Origin of the sequence: Paenibacillus zanthoxyli JH29 (genome assembly GCF_000520715.1) — a bacterium.
Lineage (GTDB): Bacteria > Bacillota > Bacilli > Paenibacillales > Paenibacillaceae > Paenibacillus_AQ > Paenibacillus_AQ zanthoxyli.
The window spans coordinates 1-3,639 of sequence record NZ_ASSD01000279.1; the positions used below are offsets into that span (position 1 = coordinate 1).

Below are 3,639 nucleotides of genomic sequence, written 5' to 3' on the forward strand. Positions count from 1 at the left end.
ACGGTCAGTACAGTTTTGAAGCCGGACAGAGCGTCGAATCGATCATTGACGAACTGGTTAGTGTGAAAAAGTGAGCGCCGTTATTGAAAATGGGCGTTTTTTAAAAATATAAAAAAGTATAAGCTACGAGCTTATACTTTGCCTTATATTTCTACGAGAAACGATACCGTCCCTAACAGGACGGCGCAGCCGTTTCTTCTTGAGCGGCTATCGACCCGTATTCTCAAGCATCGCGTTTTATGACAAAAATCGTGCGTCAGACGTTGCATCCCATGTAGTCTTGTGATATATTAAATGACGGTGTTAAAACACACGTCGGTTGATTACAGCAAGCGGTGCTTTCTTCCGAAGAAAGTCTTGCTGCAAGATGATACCTGGCGGAGGGACACACAATAAAACCAAACTTAGGAGGTGCGTGAAGATGGCAGTAATCTCCATGAAGCAGCTTCTCGAAGCTGGGGTACACTTCGGTCATCAGACTCGTCGTTGGAACCCGAAAATGGATCGTTATATCTTCACTGAAAGAAACGGAATCTACATTATCGACCTGCAAAAGACGGTCAAGAAAGTAGAAGAGGCTTACAACTTTGTTAAGAGCGTAGCAGGCGACAATGGTACGATCCTGTTCGTCGGAACAAAGAAACAAGCTCAAGACTCTGTAAAAGAAGAAGCCGAACGTTCGGGCATGTACTACATCAACCAACGTTGGCTCGGCGGCACGCTGACGAATTTCCAAACGATTCAAAAGCGTATCGATCGTCTGAAAAAGCTGGAAGCTTGGGAAGAGGACGGCACATTCTCCGTTCTGCCTAAGAAAGAAGTCATCCTTCTCCGTAAAGAGAAAGAACGTCTTGAGAAATTCCTTGGCGGTATCAAGAACATGAAAGGTCTCCCAAGCGCACTGTTCATTATTGATCCGCGCAAAGAGCGCATCGCCGTTGCCGAAGCGCGCAAATTGGGTATTCCGATTGTTGCTATCGTCGATACGAACTGCGATCCGGACGAGATCGACTACGTTATTCCGGGCAATGACGACGCAATCCGCGCCGTTAAGCTGCTGACGGGTAAAATGGCAGACGCTGTAGTGGAAGCTCATCAAGGCGAAGACACAACTTCAGCTTAAATCCTGCTGGTTGCATATCGAATATGAAATTAAATGAAAAGGGTGGTCGGCAGGTGGATAACCTCTCACTGCCCTTTTTTTACCGAATGAATAGCTTTTAAGCTTCCGGGGTCCCCGCAAAGCACCAACTAAGGTTCCATAGCCAAGGCTGTTCTTTGTGGGGGCGTTTTGAATTTAGAAGGCAAACAATTTATCTGGAGGGATTAAACAATGGCAGTAGACGCAAAATCCGTAAAAGAGCTCCGCGAAAGAACCGGCGCGGGCATGCTGGATTGTAAAAAGGCGCTGGAAGAAGCTGGCGGCGATCTGAACAAAGCGGTTGAAATTCTCCGCGAAAAAGGCCTTTCCGCAGCAGCAAACAAAGCAGGACGCGCAGCGACTGAGGGCGTTGTTGAATCTTACATTCACGCAGGCGGCCGCATCGGCGTTCTGGTAGAAATCAACTGCGAAACCGACTTTGTCGGCAAGACCGACCAATTCAAAGAGTTCGCTCGCGATATCGCGATGCAAATCGCCGCGGCCGCTCCGCGTTTCGTTCGCCGCGAAGAAGTTCCTGCGGAAGAAATCGAGAAGGAAAAGGAAATTCTGAGAGCGCAAGCGCTGAACGAAGGCAAACCGGAGAAAATCGTTGACAAAATGGTCGAAGGACGTATCAATAAGTACTATGAAGAGCATGTACTGCTTGAGCAAGCCTTTATCAAAGACCCTGACAAGACAATTTCCAACCTGCTGAACGAAAAAGTCAGCACGATCGGCGAGAACATCTCCATTCGCCGCTTTGTCCGTTACGAACTTGGCGAAGGGCTTGAGAAGAAAGTCGACAACTTCGTAGAAGAAGTAATGGCGCAAGTGAAACCATAATAAGCATTCGGGGCCAGCACCGCAGAAATGAACATATAGCAGGCACTTTCAAGAGCGGAACACGGGTACATGGTGTTCCGTCTTTTGCAAGCGGAAGTATACGGATCTGCTCTCCATATGGGGAAACCGGACCGGAATGAGACAGCTTGGCCGCCGATTCACCCTCGCCGCTCATGCGGCAGGGATGCACGAATAACCTGGGGCCCGTAAGGCACCATTGCAAAGTGAGGGTATACAATTTGGAACAGCCGGTATTTAAAAGGGTAGTCCTGAAGGTCAGCGGCGAATCGCTGGCAGGGCATAACGGTTACGGTATCGATGCGGATACGATTAGCTCTATTGCCGAGCAGGTGAAGGAAGTCGTGGAGCTTGGCGTCCAAGTCGCCATCGTTTGTGGCGGGGGCAACATTTGGCGCGGCATTGCTGGCAGCGCAAGCGGCATAGACCGTGCGACGGCTGACTATATGGGCATGCTGGCTACGGTTATGAATTCGCTGGCTTTGCAGGACTCTTTGGAACAGATCGGTGTGCCGACCAGAGTACAGACCTCGATCTCGATGCAGCAGATCGCAGAGCCTTATATCCGGCGCCGGGCCATTCGCCATCTGGAGAAAGGGCGGGTCGTTATTTTTGCGGCCGGTACAGGCAATCCGTTCTTCTCAACCGATACGACTGCGGCGCTGCGTGCGGCTGAAATCGAAGCCGAAGTCATTCTGATGGCTAAGAATAAAGTTGATGGCGTCTATTCCGCTGATCCGTTCAAAGATAGCACCGCCCAAAAGTATGAACAGCTTACTTATTTGGACGTGCTCAACAAGAATCTGGGCGTCATGGACTCCACCGCATCCTCTCTCTGCATGGATAACGATATACCGCTTATTGTGTTTGCCATCACACAACAGGGCAACATCAAGCGTGTTGTTCTGGGAGAACGCATCGGAACAATTGTTAAAGGGAGTGTAGAATAATGCCACAATCGGTTAAAAAAAATGCCGAAGAGCGCATGGAGAAAGCGATTTTGTCGCTCAAACGCGATTTGTCGACGCTTCGTGCCGGACGTGCAACCCCTTCGCTGCTAGACCGCATTCAGGTGGAATATTACGGTTCGCCGACTCCGGTCAATCAGCTTGCCAACATTAACACCCCGGATTCCCGCACACTGCTTATTCAGCCGTGGGATAAATCTTCGTTAGCCGATATCGAACGGGCGATTATGAAATCCGATCTCGGTCTTACGCCTGCTAACGACGGCAGCACAATCCGTCTGTCCATTCCTGCGCTTACGGAAGAACGCCGCGGGGAGCTTGTTAAGCTGACAAAAAAATTCGGCGAAGAAGCAAAGGTGGCGATCCGCAACATCCGCCGCGATGCAAATGACGATATCAAGAAGATGGAGAAGAACGGCATTTCGGAGGACGAATCCCGCGGACATCAGGAGAATATCCAGAAGACGACGGATAAGTTCATTGCCGAGGTCGACAAAGTGCTCCTGACTAAAGAAAAAGAGATCATGGAAGTATAAAGATAGCGCAGAGATTAAGGCCCCTCCTCAATTTGGTGGGGTTTGTCTCTTTCTCGCATGAAACATGGAGGAAACGTTAATGATCAAACGGGTTCAATCTTGGCTGGGCCGGGAAGAGCGGCAGCAGCCGGTC

The 3,639-nt window shown here is 49.8% G+C and carries 4 protein-coding genes; all 4 read left to right on the forward strand.

From position 1 onward, the window contains the following. Positions 1-421 precede the first annotated feature (421 nt). The 4 genes from rpsB to frr all read left to right on the forward strand — a co-directional run bounded on the left by rpsB (position 422) and on the right by frr (position 3,506). Complete coding sequence (rpsB, locus tag L691_RS0110200) at positions 422-1,123, forward strand: 30S ribosomal protein S2 (RefSeq protein WP_025690372.1); 702 nt, start codon at positions 422-424, stop codon at positions 1,121-1,123. Between the two features lie 210 nt (positions 1,124-1,333). Continuing rightward, a complete protein-coding gene (tsf, locus tag L691_RS0110205; protein ID WP_025690373.1) occupies positions 1,334-1,984 on the forward strand; it encodes a translation elongation factor Ts in 651 nt (216 codons plus the stop codon). A gap of 239 nt (positions 1,985-2,223) precedes the next feature. Beyond that, positions 2,224-2,952 carry a UMP kinase gene (pyrH, locus tag L691_RS0110210; protein ID WP_025690374.1) on the forward strand — a complete coding sequence of 243 codons (729 nt, stop codon included), beginning with the start codon at positions 2,224-2,226 and terminating at the stop codon, positions 2,950-2,952. Next, positions 2,952-3,506 carry a ribosome recycling factor gene (gene frr, locus L691_RS0110215; RefSeq protein ID WP_025690375.1) on the forward strand — a complete coding sequence of 185 codons (555 nt, stop codon included), beginning with the start codon at positions 2,952-2,954 and terminating at the stop codon, positions 3,504-3,506. The genes pyrH and frr overlap by 1 nt, the downstream gene beginning before the upstream one ends. Positions 3,507-3,639: the final 133 nt, after the last annotated feature.